This is a genomic window from Pseudomonas sp. Q2-TVG4-2 (genome assembly GCF_013620795.1).
In the GTDB taxonomy this organism is placed as follows: Bacteria; Pseudomonadota; Gammaproteobacteria; order Pseudomonadales; family Pseudomonadaceae; genus Stutzerimonas.
The window spans coordinates 49,970-66,135 of record NZ_LGLW01000004.1 but is presented as its reverse complement, the minus strand read 5'-3'; the positions used below and the strand labels follow the sequence as shown (position 1 = coordinate 66,135).

Below are 16,166 nucleotides of genomic sequence, written 5' to 3'. Positions count from 1 at the left end.
CTTGCCCAAATATGAATGTCGCCGGAAAAGGACGGCGGAGTAGAGTCGTGACCAGCTACTTGGCTCACACAACTACAAGACGGAGCTTTCCCATGGCACGACTCACCCGTGGTATCACCCATCTGCTCGCCGCTTCAGCCCTGTTCAGCATGTTCACCGCGCAGGCTGCCGATCCGATTCTGATCAAGTTTTCCCACATCACCGCCGACAGCACGCCCAAGGGGCAGGGCGCGCTGATGTTCAAGAAGCTGGTCGAGGAGCGTCTGCCGGACCAGGTCGAAGTGCAGGTGTATGCGAACTCCTCGTTGTACGGCGACGGCAAGGAAATGGAGGCACTGCTGCTCAACGACGTCCAAATGCTCGCACCCGCGCCGTCGAAGCTGGAGCAATACACCAAGCAACTGCAGCTGTTCGACCTGATGTTCCTCTTCGATGACGTCGCGGCGGCGCAACGCTTCCAGCAGTCGGACAAAGGCAAGGCCATGCTCAAGTCCATGGAAGACAAGGGCATCACCGGGCTGGCCTACTGGCTCAACGGCATGCGCCAGTTCACCGCGAACAAGCCGCTGCGTGAGCCGGCCGATGCTCGCGGATTGAAATTCCGTGTCCAGCCATCGGATCTGCAGGCCGCTCAGTACACGGCGTTGCGCGCGGTGCCGCGCAAGATGGCGTTCGCTGAAATCTACCAAGGCCTGCAGACCGGTGTGGTCAATGCCCAGGACAATCCCTGGTCCAACATCTACAGCCAGAAATATTACGAAGTGCAGCAGTACATGACCGAGTCCAACCATGGCATCGGCAATTACCTGCTGATCACTAATACCCAGTTCTGGAACGGCTTGCCGGCGCCGGTGCGCGCTGAGCTCGAACAGATCATCGACGAGGTCACCACCGAGGTGAACCGCCAGGCCGAGGCGCTGAACGAAAAAGCCAAGCAGAACGTGATCGATACTGGCAAGAGCGAAATCCTGGTGCTGACCGAAGATCAGCGCAACAGCTGGCGTGACGCTGTTCGTCCGGCCTGGAAGAAGTTCGAGGCGGAAATCGGTGCCGATCTGATTCAGGCCGCCGAAGCGGCGAACCAGGCGGAGTAAATCGACCGCTACGCGCCTTCCGGCACTCGCTGCGGGGCGCTTTAGCGGGAGGCGCGCCCCGCGCCGAAAGCGCGCGTTCTGCCCACTCAAAAGCAAAAGCTTCGTCCCGAGGCGGGGCTCCTACAGGAAGCGGCAAAAGCTTCGTCCCGGAGTGGGCGTTCTACAGCAGAGCCAAGGTGCCACTCGCTGCGGGGCGCTTTTAGTGGGAGGCGCGCCCCGCGGCGAAAGCGCGCGTTCTGCCCGCTCAAAAGCAAAAGCTTCGCCCCGAGGCGGGGCTCTACAGCAGAGCCAAGGCGCTGGTGGCATTGCTTCAGTGGGAGGCGCGCCCCGCGGCGAACGTGCGCGTTCTGCCCACTCAAAAGCAAAAGCTTCGTCCCGAGGCGGGTCTCTACAGCAGAGCCAAGGCGCTGGTGGCATTGCTTCAGCGGGAGGCGCGCCCCGCGCCGAAAGCGCGCGTTCTGCCCGCTCAAAAGCAAAAGCTTCGCCCCGAAGCGGGCTTCCCACAGGGGAAGGCAAAGCGCTTTTCCCTGCGGAGAAAATGGCCGTTCACGTCCCGGCTTGCGGCTCATGCTCAAGGTCGATCGGAAGTGGCGCGACGACGGGCGCTTTGTCGTTCAGTTTCTCCAATCGTTCGAGCACCTCGTTTACCGCACGACGGTCGCGCGGGTTTTCCACCTTGGCATCGGCGTCTTCGCGCAAGGCCTGGACCTCATCGTGAAGGGCCTGCAGCTGCGCTTCGTTCGGGTTGCCGTGCAGGGCATTCTTCAAGCACTGCAGGAGCGTGATCAGGACTTGCGGATCATGGCCACCATAGATGCGGATCGGGGCGATAACGCTTTGCAGCAATCGCTGCATAGCCATCTGCGGATAGAAAAGGCGCGGACGGCCTTCATCCATGCAGCCAGCGTCAAAAGGCGGGACTCCGCCGAGCCGCTTCAGCAGTACGCCGATCAGATTGACCGCCCGCATCGCGGTACCGGGGTCGTTGATGGCCGGGCTGATGGCCTTGACCGCGATTTCCGAGATCTGCCGCATGCCGTAGGAGACGTTAGCGCCAGCGAATTCATTGTCGTGGAAGTCGAAACAGTCGAGTGCTTCATTCGCCTCTTCATCGCTCAGCGGCTCACTGAACTTGATCAATGGATGGCCCTCGATCAGGAAGAAGCCCGGCTCTACCTGGATCACGGCGATCAGGTCGCGTTTGCGCAGCATCTTGCCCAGGCGCCGTTCGTTCACTTCGCGAAGATATCCCGGTCGGGCTGAAGGCAGGCACCACCAGTCGGTTGTGTCGGGGATGTCGGCGACGCCGGCGATGCGCCGCCTACGCTTGTCCAGGTTGGCTGATGCGCCGTTGTAGAGCCGGCTGAGGATCCAGTCGACCTGAATCGATTGGGATACCGAACGAATGAATACGACGAACAGCGCCATGCACAGCATGCCGAATAGCAACGCCAGCAGGAGCCCGAGCGCCGGGATGCTGGCCGGGTCGTTCTTGTTCAGGGCGCCGATCATCAGTAGGTAGTAGACGATGCTGCCCAAGTAGATGCCGAGGATCACCTGATTGCGCGTGTCGCTGACCAGGCCGGGCAGTACCCGAGGCGACAGGCGGGCCGCGGCGCCGTTGAGCACGACCATCACCATAGAGAAGCTGAAGACCGTGAGAGAAATGATGCCGGTAATCAGCGTGCCAAGGATTTCACGGCTGTTGTCGGCATCGACCAGACCTGGCGGCAGCTTTTCACGTAACGGCGCAGCAATGGACGTCGACTCAAATGCAAACACCAGCATCGCTATGACGAAATAAACGGCGGGGATCAGGACCGGATATAGAGCGATGCTCTCCCTGATGCGTTTAACGACACGAAAGAACACGTTGGCTGGATCTGACATCCTTGAACCCCGGCGTGACGGGCATGTGCCCCGGCATTTCTATGACCACAGAGGGCGGCAAAGTACGCCTTGGCCGAAGCGTCTATGCTCTAGGGGAGAAAGGCGTTTTCGAAGGCCACACGCCAGCGGAACGCTTTGGCCCCGCGTTGCTCGAACGTGAAGTCGCCAGGCGCTTGGTTTGATTCGTATGGTTCGCCTGTGGGGCAGGTTATTCGAAACGATAACAAGACCGACGAGTGAGGTAATTGTCCATGACTGCTGCGTCCCTGTATCCCGTGAAACCGGAAGTTGCGGCTCGGTCGCTGACCGATGAGGCCGCCTATAAAGCGCTATACCAACAGTCGGTGGTCAACCCTGACGGGTTCTGGCGCGAGCAGGCGGAGCGCATCGATTGGATCAAGCCGTTTTCGCGGGTCAAGCAGACCTCCTTCGATGACCATCATGTGGACATCAAGTGGTTCGCCGATGGCACCTTGAACGTCTCGGCCAACTGCCTGGATCGCCACCTCGAAACACGGGGTGACGAGGTGGCGATCATCTGGGAGGGAGACGATCCATCCGAGCATCGCCGCATCACCTACCGCGAGCTCCACCACGAGGTCAGCAAGTTTGCCAACGCGCTCCGTGGGCAGGATGTGCATCGGGGCGATGTGGTCACGATCTACATGCCCATGATCCCCGAGGTGGCGGTGGCAATGCTGGCTTGTGCACGCATTGGTGCCATTCATTCGGTGGTGTTCGGCGGGTTCTCCCCGGAAGCGCTGGCCGGCCGGATCATCGACGGCAAGTCCAAGGTGGTCATCACCGCCGACGAAGGGCTGCGCGGCGGCAAGAAGGTACCGCTGAAAGCGAATGTCGACGAGGCGCTGACCAACCCGCAAACCAGCTGCATTCAAAAGATCATCGTGGTACGCCGCACGGGTGGCGACATCCGCTGGAACCAGCATCGCGACATCTGGTATGACGATCTGATGCGCGTGGCCGGGGATGTTTGCGCACCCAAGGAGATGGGGGCGGAGGAGCCCCTGTTCATCCTTTATACGTCCGGCTCGACCGGCAAACCCAAAGGTGTGATGCATACGTCCGGCGGCTACCTGCTCTACGCCGCTCTGACTCATGAACGAGTATTCGATTACCGTCCCGGCGAGGTTTATTGGTGTACTGCCGACGTCGGCTGGATTACCGGCCACAGTTACATTCTCTACGGACCGCTGGCCAACGGTGCGACAACGCTGATGTTCGAAGGTGTGCCTAACTATCCCGACGTCACGCGGATCGGCCAGATCGTCGATAAGCACAAGGTCAACATTCTCTATACCGCGCCCACCGCGATCCGCGCGATGATGGCCGAGGGTGGTGCCGCGATGGAGGGTGTCGACGGCTCAAGCCTGCGGCTGCTCGGCTCTGTCGGCGAGCCGATCAACCCCGAGGCCTGGCACTGGTATTACGAGACGATCGGCAAATCGCGTTGCCCCATCGTCGATACCTGGTGGCAGACCGAGACGGGCGGCATTCTCATCAGCCCGCTACCTGGCGCTACGGCTTTGAAACCGGGTTCCGCGACGCGGCCTTTCTTCGGGGTGGTGCCGGGATTGGTAGACAACCTTGGCAATCTGCTCGAGGGCGCCACCGAGGGCAATCTGGTGATTCTCGATTCGTGGCCGGGGCAGATGCGCAGCATCTATCGCGACCACGATCGCTTCGTCGACACCTACTTCAAGACCTTCCGCGGTATGTATTTCACCGGTGACGGCGCCCGTCGCGACGAAGATGGCTACTATTGGATTACCGGCCGGGTGGACGACGTGCTGAACGTATCCGGTCACCGCATGGGCACGGCGGAAATCGAAAGCGCCATGGTCGCGCACCGTAAGGTGGCCGAAGCCGCGGTGGTGGGCGTGCCGCACCCGCTCAAGGGGCAGGGCATCTACGTGTACGTGACGCTGCTGGCGGGTGAGGAGCCATCTGATCAGTTGCGTCAGGAGCTACAGCAGTGGGTGCGCAAAGAGATCGGGCCAATTGCCGTACCGGACGTCATTCAGTGGGCGCCAGGCTTACCCAAGACTCGCTCGGGCAAGATCATGCGGCGCATCCTGCGCAAGATCGCCACTGACGAATACGATGCGTTGGGGGATGTCTCGACGCTGGCCGATCCGGGCGTGGTACCTCAACTGATCGAAACCCATAAGCAGATGCGCATGTGGTGAATGCTGGAGCGGCGGCGGCCTACGGGCCGACGCCGCTCAAGCGTCATCCGTTGGGCTGCGCGCTCCGGGCCTGCTGAGTGGCGGCGGGCTTTTCATTTGGCACACCGGCGACCGTCAGTTCCGGAAAGCTACCGCCAATGAATTCAACTCTGCGGGTCGGGAAGGCGAACTGCACGTCCATCTCGCGAATGCCGTCCAGCAACTGCAGATTGATTTCCTGCTGGGTATCCATGTACGCGTTGTAGTCCGATACCTGCATGATGTAGACGACTTCGAAGGTGAGCTGGCTGTCGTCGAAGGCGAGGAAATGCGCACGGTCGAAATTGGCGTTGTCGATGCCGTCGATGATTCGCTTCAGCAATGCTGAAACCTCGCGCACCTTGTCCGACGGCGTGTTGTAGGTGATGCCGAACTTGAACACGATCCGCCGCGTGTTCATGCGCTTGTAGTTATGCAGGGTACGCTTGAGCAGTTCGGCGTTGGCGCAGACGATCTGTTCGCCGCTCAGCGCGCGTATGCGGGTAGTTTTAAGACCGATGTGCTCGATATTCCCGGCAACATCGTCGAACACGACGAAGTCTCCGATCTCGAACGGTTTGTCTACGCCGATGGATAGAGACGCGAAGACATCGCTGAGCAGCGTCTGCACCGCCAGCGCAATGGCGATACCGCCGACGCCGAGGCTGGCGACCATTGCGGTGATATCGACACCCAGGTTGGCCAGAATCGACAGCAGCATCATGGTCCATATGACGATGCGGATCATGATGCCGATGATGGTGGTGGTGACTGGATTTCGCGCCTTGCCGTCGCGAGTCAGGCTTTCCATCCACAGCCGGGCGGCTGTATCCATCCACAAGGCGATCTGGAACGCCAGCGCGATGAACCAACCATGCGACATGGCTGATTCCCAACGATCCGGCAGCTCGACGACCTTTAAAGCAAGCAGTAACGAGAGCGCGATCAGCAGCAAATGGCTGGTGCGGCTGAGCATCTCCGCAGCAATGGCGACGAAGCCACTTCGTGCCCCTTTGGCCATTTTCCTCAAGCGGTTGGTAATGATCCGCAGGATGGCCTGCAGTACGAGATAACTGACGATAGTGACGCCAGCGACTATGGCGATGTTGATCCAGAGCTGTTCGTTCAACATCACATCCCAATTCATCAACTCGAGTCCTCCCGGGTATACGCGACCAAGCGTAGAAGCAGCGGCTCCTTTTTCAGTAGCCACTGCAACGCATTAGTTCCCGTAGTAGACGACGGGGAGGCGAATCAATGAGGGAATGCGGAGGGAGTATGGCGCGGTTGTCGACCGGGCATCGAGGCGTCAGCGAGGGGGGACGACTGCTTTCAGGTCTCCATAACCACCGGCATTGATGACCTGGCTATAGCCCATCTCAAGGAGCAGATCCTGCGCGGCAGACGAACGACGTCCGCTGCGGCAGTAGAGAACGACCGGAGTCTCTTTGTCCGGCGCGATACCGCCGATGCGCTCGGCCAGATCCCGGGTTTCGATTCGCGTCGCGCCGGGCAGGGCGCCTTCGGCGTATTCCTGGGCGGTGCGAACGTCGATCAACACGCTGTCGCCGCGTTGCAGTGCGGCTAGAGCGGCTGGCTGGTCAACCTCGCCGGCGATCACAGCGGGGATCACCATCATCAGCAGCAGAAGCACGCGATACATAAGCATCCCTCTGTCGTCTCGGCCGGTCAGCTGATCAGCCGGGTGAGATTCGGAAGAATCAGAATGACCGCCGTGGCGACCAATATCATGGTGGCCTGCCGGATTTTCTTGTGCTTGAACATGGTAGCGGCCTTTTATTGTTCTGGTGCGAGCCGTCGCGTCGCGTCTCGCCGGTAACGGTTGTGTAATCCATACGATGCGCAGCGGCAGAGGTCTGGTCCGCTTCCCAGACGTGCTTGGCCTGTGACCATTCCCAAGGTCGGGGTATTGGTTTAAGCCAAGCAATATGTGGACCAGCGCAGGCACTCGGGTAAAGACACCTGAGCGTATGGCAACGAAACGAGGCCACGCGGAGCCGTCTCGCGCGATTCGCTGGATCGGACACAGCCATGCGTAAGGGGCAGTCGGTTGGGCAGGGAGCCGTGCAACGCCTGGGAATTAAGCTTGTTCGCGATTTCGCCAGTTAATAACTGCTGATGCGTTTGCGCAATATTCGGCTCGATTCGCCGGCCATGACCGCTGGTCAGAGATTTTCCATAGCGACGCCTCGCACATGGACAATCGACGGCACTGTTGCCGAGCCCAGCTGAATCATGGAGCGAATTGAAACGTCGCGCGCTTGAGGCGACACCCCTGCGGGTGGAATCGGAACATCTGCGTAACGCGTTCTGGGCGAGCGGACGGTTGGTCCGGTGCCGCTAGATGTAAAGGAAAGGAGACCGGATAAAGGAAACCGGATAAGTGAGGACGGACCGGACCTAATCATGCTCTGGAAGACGATCGGCGGCGGTACGCGTTCCCACAACGTTCCCATCGGACCGCTTTTTTTTACGCCTGAAACGTCGAAGCCCCTGACTTCGCTAGGAAAATCAGGGGCTTCGCGTATTTCGAGTCTGGCGGTGAGGGTGGGATTCGAACCCACGATACGATTTCTCGTATACACACTTTCCAGGCGTGCTCCTTCAACCGCTCGGACACCTCACCGGATCTCGACGGGCTTGATGTCCGTCGAGGCGCGCTAATGTAGCCGAACAGCTTTCGGATGGCAAAAAGTTTTTTAGTTTTTTCATGCGGTTAAGGTGCGGTTGGAAAACTGGCTAAGCGGTCGTGGCGATGAACCTATGGTTCCTCTAGGGTTCTAACACCTATGGAATCGATGCCCGCTTTAACGCAATCGAGCGTAGTGAATATGAAGAGCCGAGAAAGGCTTTGATGAAGTTATTCAAAAGCAAGCGCAAGCGGCCGGATGTGGTAGAGGTCGCTACAAAACGTCGTCTGCACGTCGGTCATCTGGAACTCGGCATGTATATCTGCGAGCTGGATCGTCCGTGGCGCCAGACCGATTTTCTATTTCAGGGATTTCCCCTGCTCAAGCTCGAACACATCCAGGCGGTGCGTGAGCGCTGCGACTATGTTTTCGTCGATGATACCCGTCGTGTGCTGCTCGATCAGGGCCAGATGATCGTGCCTTCAGCGACGCCGTTGCGTGTCACGCGTACCATGACCCGAATCCCGCTCTCGCTTGAAGTTCAAGAAGCGCGCGAAGCCTACCGCAGCAGTGCGCTAGTGCTGGATCAGGTGCTGCTGGATGTTCAACAGGGGCGGGCTATCGATACCAAGGCCTGCCAGGCGCTGGTCAAGCGGAACTTGGAAAGCATGTTGCGCAACGAAAGTGCCATGCTTTGGCTGACGCGCTTGAAGTCGCAAGATCTGTACACCAGTTTGCACTGCCTCTCTGTCTCCATACTGGCGATGGGGTTCGGCATCCATCTCGGGCTACCCGACGAAAAGATCGAGTTACTGGGCATAGCCGGGCTGTTACACGATGTCGGCAAGATGAAGATCGATCCGGCCATTTTGAACAAGCCGGGCAAGCTCACCCAGGAAGAATTCGAGCACATCAAGCAGCACCCGGACTTCGGCTATCAGGCGCTGTGCAGCCAGAACGACATTCCCGCTGCGGCCGTCCAGGCGGCGCACGGGCACCATGAGCGGCTGGATGGCAAGGGTTACCCCCAAGGGCTCCAGCAGTACCAGATTCCGTTTACCACCCGGGTGGTGACAATCGTCGATGCCTTCGACGCGATTACCAGTCACCGAGCGTATGACAATGCACGACCGATCCAGGCTGCCTACGATGTGCTCCGCAGTGGTGCCGGCCAGCAGTTCGATGAGGCGTTGGTACACGAATTCATTCGCTGGCTCGGCGTGTTTCCGGTGGGCACGTTAGTCGAGTTGCATACCGGTGAGGTAGCCCTGGTGCTGGAGAAACATCAGCAGCTGCACTTGCGGCCCAAGGTGGTTGTCCTGCGCAGCGCCGATAAAAAGCCCTGCGACCCACGTTATCTGGATCTTTCCCAGCTGACCGTTGACGCCGATGGAACGCCTTATCGGATTCGCAGCGGTATTTCCGATGGTTCCCACGGCCTGTTCATCGCCGATCCGAAACTGCAAACGATCCTGCACCCTGAGCTGCTCGCTGTGCTCGAGCTGGAACCGGATACAGCCGACAGCTGATCCAGCTCTCCCAGCCCTGCGGCTTTGGCAGTTCCGCCCAGCAAACCATGACTTGCCAGTCAGTCACGACGCTTTACCTTGCGGGTCGTGCTGGGTAACGTCTGCGGACTTCTAACAAGGAATATTCGTCATGAGTGATCTGGTTTCCTACGAACTCGCAGACGGCATCGCCACCCTGACCCTGAACAATGGCAAGGTGAATGCGTTGTCTCCTGAGGTGTTCGACGCGCTCAACGCCGCGTTCGATCGCGCCGAACAGGACCGCGCTGTGGTGATTCTCACCGGCCAGCCAGGCATTCTGTCCGGCGGCTATGACCTCAAGGTGATGACCGCGGGCCCGGAAAGCGCCATCGCGCTGGTCACGACCGGTTCGCGGTTCACGCGACGGATGCTCGCTCACCCATTCCCCATCATCGTTGCCTGCCCTGGTCACGCTATTGCCAAGGGCGCGTTCCTGCTGCTTTCGGCCGACTACCGCATCGGAGTCGAAGGGATGTTCAATATCGGTCTCAATGAAGTCCAGATCGGCATGACCATGCACCACTCGGGCATCGAAGTGGCGCGGGATCGTCTAACCAAACCGGCGTTCCATCGCTCGGTGATCAATGGCGAGATCTTCAATCCACAGGCGGCGCTCGAGGCCGGCTTCCTCGATAAGATCGTCCCGGCCGGTGAGTTGATGGACGCTGCCAAAGCGACTGCGGCTCAGTTGAAGAAAGTCAACATGACGGCTCACAAAAACACCAAGCTCAAGGCTCGCAAAGCGCTTCTCGAGACGCTGGATCGCGCCATCGAACTGGACCAGCAGCACTCGATCGTTTCCTGAAGAGAATTTTCGCCGGACCGCCCATTCCCGGTGGCCCTGCGTTTAAACTGCGCTTGCAACGCCCCGCCATGGCGGGGCGTTTTCATTCCTATTCGTGTCGCATCGCAGGAGAGTCCTGATGTCCGCCCCGCACACCCCGGTAGAACGCGCTGATTTCGACCAGGTCATTGTTCCCACTTTCGCACCCGCTGCCTTCATTCCAGTGCGCGGCCAGGGCTCGCGAGTATGGGATCAAGGCGGGCGAGAGCTGATCGACTTCACCGGCGGCATTGCCGTGAACGTGCTCGGCCATGCCCACCCGGCACTGGTGGCTGCGCTGACGGAGCAGGCGGGCAAGCTCTGGCACATCTCCAACATCTTCACCAACGAGCCGGCGTTGCGTCTGGCCAAGAAGCTCACCGCCGCGACCTTTGCTGACCGGGCGTTCTTCTGCAATTCTGGCGCCGAAGCCAACGAGGCGGCCTTCAAGCTGGCGCGCCGCTACGCTCACGACAATCACGGGCCGGAGAGGAACGAGATCATCTCGGCAGTGAATAGCTTCCATGGCCGGACGCTGTTTACCGTGACGGTCGGTGGCCAGCCGAAGTACTCCGATGGTTTTGGGCCGAAGATCCAGGGCATCAGCCATGTTCCGTATAACGATCTCGATGCCCTCGCCGCCGCTATTTCGGATAAGACTTGCGCCGTGGTCTTGGAGCCGATTCAGGGCGAGAGCGGTGTTCTACCTGCCGACCAGGCTTACCTGGAAGGCGCTCGCAAACTCTGCGACCAGCACAACGCATTGTTGATCTTCGACGAAGTCCAGACGGGCATGGGCCGCACCGGCGAGCTGTACGCCTACATGAATTACGGCGTCACGCCGGACATCCTGACCAATGCCAAGAGTCTCGGTGGCGGTTTCCCGATCGGTTTGATGCTGACCACCGACGAGATCGCTGGGCACTTCAGCGTCGGTACCCACGGCACCACCTACGGCGGCAACCCGCTTGCGTGCGCGGTGGCGGAAGCGGTGGTCGATATCGTCAATACGCCGGAGGTGCTGAACGGCGTCAAGGACCGACACGAACGCTTCAAGCGCGGGCTGCTGGAGATCGGCCAGCGCCATGGGCTGTTCAATCACGTGCGTGGCATGGGCATGTTGATCGGTTGCGTGCTGAACGACGCGTGGAAAGGGCGCGCGCGAGAGATCTTCGATGCGGCCGAGCGAGAAGCATTGATGATCCTGCAGGCTGGCCCCGATGTGATTCGCCTGGCTCCGAGCCTGATTATCGAAGAGGCCGATATCGCCGAAGGCCTGGCCCGCTTCGAGCGCGCCGCGGCAAAACTGTCCCAGGCCTGAGGCCCGGGCTTACCCATGGCAGGACGGCCATCCGTCCTGCCTTCGTTCCCTTATCGAGAATTCTGACCATGAGCGATAGCCTGCAACTGATCCTTGAAGACGTAGACGGTACCCAGCTGGAGACGTCCTGCACCCGTTTCGCCGTGATGTGGCAGGGGCGCGAGGTCTGGATTCAACAGGTCGGCAACAACCAGCTGATGATCGGCGTCGACGTGGAAGATGGCGACACCGAGTACGCCAATCTGCTGCTGCGTCCGTTGGCTACTAACCTGGTCAGCCTCGAGCTGGAGATGGAGCCGGTCGAGTCCGCTGATGACGACCATGTGCATGGACCGGACTGCAACCACGACCACTGACGGCCCCGACATGCTGGCGCTGGGCCGCCTGCTGGAGCTTACGCTTGCCGGGCGCGGGCCGGACGAGGAAGTCCAATTCACCGCTGACGGCGCCAGGCTGCGGTGGCTGGGCGAAGGCGCCCTTGAGGTGACGCCAGCAAAAGGCCTGGATGCAGGGCTGGATCTGGTGCTGTCGGCTGGCGTGCACGGCTGCGAGATCGTCCCGATCGAGCTGCTCGATCAATTGGTACAAGCGATTGGGCGCGGCGAGATACGTCCCCGCGTCCGGCTGCTGCTGTTGTTCTGCAATCCCCCTGCGATGCGCCAGGGCGTGCGCCGGGTCGCTGAAGACCTGAATCGCCTTTTCTGTGGCAAGCATGCGAGTGGCTGCAGCGACGAGGCTCGCCGCGCGTCGCGGCTGGAAGCACTGGTAGCGGCGTTCTTTCTCGAGCCGGGTCGTCGTCGCTGGCATTACGATCTGCACTCGGCCATGCGTGCATCGAAGCTGCCGCAGTTCGCAATCTGTCCGTGGGTGCCCGACCGTCAAGTGTCTTCGGAAAGTTTGATGCGCCTTCGCCACGCGGCGGTTGATGCGGTGCTGTTGCAGGAAAAGCCCTCCGGAACCTTTAGCGCCCACACGGCGACCCACCACGATGCCGAGGCCTTTACGCTTGAAATGGCGGAAGCCCCTGGCGGCGTCTGGCCTGATTGCCTCAGCGAGTTTCTCCGAACCGCACAGGATTGGATCGAGGCGGCCGAGCCTGTGCCGAAAGACCCGCCGCGACCTTTAACGACGTTTCGGCTGGCGCGAGAAATCATCAAGCGCAGCGAGCGCTTCGTCCTGCGCTTGCCGGCAGATATCGAGAATTTCACCCCGCTGTCACTCGGAACGCTACTGGCGGAGGATGAAAACGGTATGCGCTGGGTGGTCGAAGAGCGGGACGCGCGCATTCTGTTTCCGCTGGCTGATGTCGCGATCGGCGAGCGTGCCGGACTGATCGTCGTGCCTCGCGACTGAGTCAGCGATTGTTTTGAGTTTGTGAAACACCCGCCTCGGGGCGAGGCCTTTATCTTTTCTTGGTGGGGGCCGCCCGCGGGGCGAAGCTTTGTCTTTTGGATTGGCAGGAGGCCCGAATTCGCCGCGGGTCGCGCCTCCACGACAAGCGGCTCGGCGCGGGGAGCGAGCGCAGGGCTCGCTCTTGATCTTGTGGGAGGCCGCCCAGGGGCGAAGCTTTTGCCTTGGAGGTGCCGAAAGTCAGCTTTCGCCGCGGGGCGCCTCCCGCGAAAGCGAAGCGCCGGGGCTGCTTTAGACGCCGGTGGGTGGGTTGCTGAGTGAGTCGTTACCGGTCACCGCTGCGGTGCCGGTAGCCGCCTGGGCATTGGCTCGCAGGCGTTCATCATCGGCTTCACTGCGTTCCAGCGGCATGCTGCGGGAGTTGCCCTCAGCCATTTTGGCCTGCTCGTTCACTTCGCAAAGTACGCGCTTGGCTTCGCAGTGGCCGGTGAACCCCCGCGCCAGCGCCATGCCGCCCATCGCCAGTTGCAAAAGCCCGCCCAGGCCACCCCGGCCGATGCCCTTGCCTAGGAAATACAGCCCGCCTGCAATCGATGCCGCACGCTCCCAGCCATGCACGTTCTGTGACGCCTGGTTTGAGGATGTCCTGGTCATGAGGTAATCACTCCGAAACAGTGGTGTGATAAGTGACCCCGGCGCGCAGCCCCCGTTCCGACCGCAAGTCGGCAAGCAACGGTTGCCGCTCCTGTAACGGGGTTGCATCGACGCAGATATGACTAGCGAGTCGCCATGTGGAATATTTTGAGCAGGAATGCGTATTCCAGCGCGACATCCTTAAGCGCTTGATAGCGACCGCTCATGCCGCCGTGCCCGGCTCCGAATTCGGTCTTGAGCAGCAGCAGGTTATCGTCGGTCTTGCTGGCTCGAAGCTTGGCTACCCATTTGGCGGCTTCCCAGTACTGCACGCGGCTGTCGTTGTAGCCCGCCACGGCGAGAACTGCCGGGTAAGGCTGATGGCGCACGTTTTCATACGGAGCGTAGGCCTTGATGCGTGCGTGCACGTCTGGCTGGTTCGGGTCGCCCCATTCGTCGTATTCGGTCACCGTCAGCGGCAGATCGGCGTTGAGCATGGTGTTGAGGACGTCGACGAAGGGCACCTCAGCGATCGCCGCACCGAACAAATCTGGCCGCAGGTTCAGCACGGCGCCGATCAGCAAGCCGCCGGCGCTACCGCCGCTGACGGCGAGTCGGGCAGGTTCGGTATAACCATCGAATATGAGCTTCTCGGCACAGGCGATGAAATCGCTGAAGGTGTTCGGTTTGTGCTCCAGTTTGCCGGCGCGATACCAGGCCTCGCCGAGGTCGCCGCCGCCGCGCACATGGGCGATGGCGAAGATGAAGCCGCGGTCGAGCAGCGACAGGCGCGCATGGGAAAACCAGGGGTCCAGGCTGTGACCGTAGGCGCCGTAGCCATACAGATAGAGCGGTGCCGGCTTGCCGAACTGCTCGCGGCGGCCGACCAGGCTGATCGGTACCTGCGTGCCGTCTGCAGCGGTCGCCCAGATGCGCCGGCTCTCGTAGGCATCGGCATCGAACGGGCCCTCGACGGGCGTTTCCTTAAGCACCTGTTGCTCGCCGTTGGCCAGATCCAGCTGGCGAATCTGCGCCGGGCGGTTCAGTGCTTCGTAGCGCAGCCGGATCACCGGGCTGTCGAATTCGAGGGTGTTGTGCACGTGCAGGCTGTAAGCCGCATCCGGCAGTTGCAATCGGTAGGGTTCGCCAGCGGCTGGGCGCACCTCGATGATCGGTAAGCCGGCTTCGCGCAGGCTCAACGTGATTGCGCTGGCGTTCAAGCTGACGTCTTCGAGCATCACCGAATCGCGATGGCCGATCAATTCTTGCCAGTAATCGCGTTGCGGCGTGCGCTCCGGTGCCAGGTACAGCGCAAAGTTGATGCCTGCTTGATTGCTGCGAATCAGCCAGCACCATTGCCCGTCGAGCAGGCCGTGGTCGGGAAAGTACTCATGATCGTCCTGACGTGGCGCCAGGCAAGTCCAGTCGCCTTCGGGCTCGTTGGCGGACAGCACCCAGGCTTCGCTGGTCGTCTTGCTGTTGGACAGGATGACCAGCTGGCGTTCGGAGCTGGCGCGGTAGCAATGCACGAAAAAACGCCCGTCCGGATCGTGGTAGACCTCGGTACGACTGTTTTCGTCCAGGCGATGTCGGTAGATCTTGTGCGGGCGGTGGGTCTCGTCGAGCTCCCCGAAGAACAGCGTCTGGTGGTCGTTGGCCCAGGTCATGCTGCCATCGCAATCGTCGAAGGGCAGGGCGGTCACTTCGTCCGAGGTCAAGTCCTTGACGAACAACCGGTAGATCTCATCGCCCTGAGTGTCGAGGCTGTAGGCCAGCTTGCTGTGGTCCTGACTGACGCTGAATGCACCTAGCGACAGGAAGCCTCCGGCGGCCAGTTCGTTGGGGTCGAGCAGGAGCTGCTCGGCGGTATCGTCCACGGTGAACGACCCATCTGCCGGGCGCGGGCAGCGGTAGTGGCGGGGGTATTCGTCGCCAGCGGTGGTGCGCTGGTAGTACAGCCAGGGCCCCCAGGGCGAGGGCAGCGACAGGTCCGTCTCGCGGATGCGGCCCTTGATTTCCGAGAATAGTGCTTCGCGCAGTTCGGCCTGTTCAGCCAGCTGGCTTTCCAGGTAGGCGTTCTCCGCCTTCAGGTAGTCAAGCACCTCGGGCGCGTCACGGTTCTCGATCCACTTGTAGGGATCCTGGCCTTGATCGACGCGGGCAATGGGGGCGGACATGCATGACTCCTGAAGAATGGCCGCGAACTGGCGCAGCTGAACGAGATTGGGGGCAGGCGCCGAGTGTACAAGGTGCCTCATCCGTTTGTGACGGTACCGGGCGCTGGTGGTTCATCGGCACGCGGCTAAAGATCAGTTATGTGAATGGCTGGCAATGAGACGAAACCGGGCTTCTGCTGCTGCAGCATTGCTGGTCTTGACTAGGCTTATCGATCGGATCGCAGATGAGCGCCTCGGCATGGATCGGCATCCGATTGACATTGCGACGCTTTTCCATGAAGGTGTGCTCACCCAAATCAAACGGGCGTATGAATCGAGCGTTTGCCACGCAAATGCCGTCAGCCCGGTTTATCGTGTCGGTGGGTGTCGTTTCACCAGGCGTCGCTACGCCGCTATCGGTGACGGCCTTCGGGCCGATGACGTGCGACGCGTAACGTTCAGCTTCCATACCG

13 protein-coding genes and 1 tRNA gene are annotated in these 16,166 nt (G+C 60.7%); 7 read left to right on the top strand and 7 right to left on the bottom strand.

Translation table 11 applies throughout. The features are described from left to right. Window positions 1–92 precede the first annotated feature (92 nt). Complete coding sequence (locus H3028_RS08470) at window positions 93–1,094, top strand: DctP family TRAP transporter solute-binding subunit (protein ID WP_168424899.1); 1,002 nt, start codon at window positions 93–95, stop codon at window positions 1,092–1,094. 546 nt (window positions 1,095–1,640) lie between these two features. Here the strand turns inward: H3028_RS08470 and H3028_RS08465 are convergent. After that, window positions 1,641–2,984, bottom strand: coding sequence for a DUF2254 domain-containing protein (locus H3028_RS08465; protein ID WP_181296599.1), 1,344 nt, complete (start codon window positions 2,982–2,984; stop codon window positions 1,641–1,643). Window positions 2,985–3,235: 251 nt separating this feature from the next. Here H3028_RS08465 and acs point away from each other — a divergent pair, with 251 nt between their 5' ends. Continuing rightward, window positions 3,236–5,191 (top strand): acetate--CoA ligase, encoded by a 1,956-nt coding sequence (gene acs / locus H3028_RS08460; protein ID WP_181296598.1) that lies wholly within the window; start codon window positions 3,236–3,238, stop codon window positions 5,189–5,191. A 43-nt stretch (window positions 5,192–5,234) separates the two neighbouring features. On the opposite strand, the gene H3028_RS08455 is transcribed toward acs, so the two are convergent. The 3 genes from H3028_RS08455 to H3028_RS08445 all read right to left on the bottom strand — a co-directional run bounded on the left by H3028_RS08455 (window position 5,235) and on the right by H3028_RS08445 (window position 7,856). Next, complete coding sequence (locus tag H3028_RS08455; protein WP_181296597.1) at window positions 5,235–6,356, bottom strand: mechanosensitive ion channel family protein; 1,122 nt, start codon at window positions 6,354–6,356, stop codon at window positions 5,235–5,237. Window positions 6,357–6,518: 162 nt separating this feature from the next. Next, complete coding sequence (locus tag H3028_RS08450; protein ID WP_258237740.1) at window positions 6,519–6,872, bottom strand: rhodanese-like domain-containing protein; 354 nt, start codon at window positions 6,870–6,872, stop codon at window positions 6,519–6,521. Between the two features lie 894 nt (window positions 6,873–7,766). Further along, window positions 7,767–7,856: transfer RNA gene (locus H3028_RS08445), tRNA-Ser, on the bottom strand. Between the two features lie 228 nt (window positions 7,857–8,084). Between H3028_RS08445 and H3028_RS08440 the strand changes: the two genes are divergently transcribed. The 5 genes from H3028_RS08440 to H3028_RS08420 all read left to right on the top strand — a co-directional run bounded on the left by H3028_RS08440 (window position 8,085) and on the right by H3028_RS08420 (window position 12,907). Beyond that, window positions 8,085–9,389: an HD-GYP domain-containing protein gene (locus tag H3028_RS08440; protein WP_181296595.1), complete on the top strand. Its 1,305-nt coding sequence runs from the start codon at window positions 8,085–8,087 to the stop codon at window positions 9,387–9,389. Between the two features lie 130 nt (window positions 9,390–9,519). Beyond that, the gene (locus tag H3028_RS08435) at window positions 9,520–10,215 is read left to right on the top strand and encodes a crotonase/enoyl-CoA hydratase family protein (RefSeq protein ID WP_181296594.1); all 696 of its coding nucleotides are present in this window, start codon (window positions 9,520–9,522) and stop codon (window positions 10,213–10,215) included. 118 nt (window positions 10,216–10,333) lie between these two features. Next, complete coding sequence (locus H3028_RS08430; protein ID WP_181296593.1) at window positions 10,334–11,554, top strand: aspartate aminotransferase family protein; 1,221 nt, start codon at window positions 10,334–10,336, stop codon at window positions 11,552–11,554. A 68-nt stretch (window positions 11,555–11,622) separates the two neighbouring features. Next, window positions 11,623–11,910, top strand: coding sequence for a topoisomerase II (locus tag H3028_RS08425; RefSeq protein ID WP_019340650.1), 288 nt, complete (start codon window positions 11,623–11,625; stop codon window positions 11,908–11,910). Window positions 11,911–11,920: 10 nt separating this feature from the next. After that, window positions 11,921–12,907 (top strand): succinylglutamate desuccinylase, encoded by a 987-nt coding sequence (locus H3028_RS08420; protein ID WP_181297094.1) that lies wholly within the window; start codon window positions 11,921–11,923, stop codon window positions 12,905–12,907. Window positions 12,908–13,195: 288 nt separating this feature from the next. Here the strand turns inward: H3028_RS08420 and H3028_RS08415 are convergent, their stop codons facing one another. The 3 genes from H3028_RS08415 to H3028_RS08405 all read right to left on the bottom strand — a co-directional run bounded on the left by H3028_RS08415 (window position 13,196) and on the right by H3028_RS08405 (window position 16,162). Further along, the gene (locus tag H3028_RS08415) at window positions 13,196–13,558 is read right to left on the bottom strand and encodes a YgaP-like transmembrane domain (RefSeq protein WP_181296592.1); all 363 of its coding nucleotides are present in this window, start codon (window positions 13,556–13,558) and stop codon (window positions 13,196–13,198) included. A gap of 122 nt (window positions 13,559–13,680) precedes the next feature. Next, the gene (locus tag H3028_RS08410) at window positions 13,681–15,714 is read right to left on the bottom strand and encodes a S9 family peptidase (protein WP_181296591.1); all 2,034 of its coding nucleotides are present in this window, start codon (window positions 15,712–15,714) and stop codon (window positions 13,681–13,683) included. Window positions 15,715–15,850: 136 nt separating this feature from the next. Next, window positions 15,851–16,162 carry a hypothetical protein gene (locus H3028_RS08405; RefSeq protein WP_181296590.1) on the bottom strand — a complete coding sequence of 104 codons (312 nt, stop codon included), beginning with the start codon at window positions 16,160–16,162 and terminating at the stop codon, window positions 15,851–15,853. Window positions 16,163–16,166: the final 4 nt, after the last annotated feature.